Origin of the sequence: Streptomyces sp. PA03-1a (assembly GCF_033792805.1) — a bacterium.
GTDB lineage: Bacteria > Actinomycetota > Actinomycetes > Streptomycetales > Streptomycetaceae > Actinacidiphila.
This window is the reverse complement of sequence record NZ_JARAVO010000493.1, coordinates 1-906: the sequence shown is the minus strand read 5'-3', so window position 1 is coordinate 906 and position 906 is coordinate 1. Positions and strand designations below refer to the sequence as shown.

At 73.8% G+C, this 906-nt stretch carries 1 protein-coding gene; it reads right to left on the bottom strand.

The annotated features are described in order from the left end of the window. The coding region (locus tag PV341_RS45115) for a DUF2510 domain-containing protein (RefSeq protein ID WP_500361059.1) at positions 1 to 537 on the bottom strand (537 nt) is incomplete at its 3' end. Between the last annotated feature and the right edge of the window lie 369 nt (positions 538 to 906).

Here is a 906-nt window from a genome sequence, read left to right as displayed (position 1 = left end):
GGCCGGCGAAGGGGCCTGGACCCGGTCGGGTGCGGCGGGCTGCTCCGCACGCTCGGGGGTGCCCCACGACACGCGGGGCGCGGGGGCCTGACGGGCCGGGTCGGCGACCCACGCCCGCTCCGGGGCGGGATCCGGACGGGGCTCCTGCCGCGGCTGCTCCGCGGGGCGCGACTGCGGCTGCGGCTGCGGCTGTGCCTGCAGCCCGGTGAAGGTGCCGGTGCCGGGTCCGCGTTCGGCCCTCGGCGCCAGCGGGTCCTCGTCCAGGAACATCGGCCCGGACTCCTCCAGCGCGGGGGTCCACGGCGTCGCCGCCGGGGTCTGCGGCACCGGGGGCGCGGGCGGCGGTGCCAGCACGGGGCCGGCCGCTGCCACGGCGGCACCGGACGGCGGCGCGAGGTCCTCCCCGGGCTGCGGGGCGGGGCGGCTCGTACCGGGCACCCAGGAGGACCCGTTCCAGTACCGGATGTAGCCCGGGATGGACGGGTCCGGGTAGTACCCGGGACCGGGCAGACTCCCGCCGCTGCTACCGGAGGTCATCCGAGACAACTCCCCTCACGACCGACACGCTCGGACCAGCCCGCCGTCCCCGGCGTGCAAGGGACGACACTAACGAAGAACGCGGCGGGCGGACGAAAGAAACGATCCTTGGGCGAGGATCGGTATTCCGGGGCAAATCCCGTCGACCGAACCGATACGCTTCCGAACTGACACCGCCTCGGACGGACGGGGACGTGCGCGCCGCGCCTACGGCCCCGCGGCGCGCACGTCCCCGTCCGTCCGAGGCGGTGTCAGTTCAGAAGCATATCGGTTCGGTCGACGGGATTGGCCCCGGAATACCGACCCTCGCCACACGACCGTTTCTTTTGTCCGCCCCCCCCGATTTTCGTTTGTGTACTCCCTTTCAAC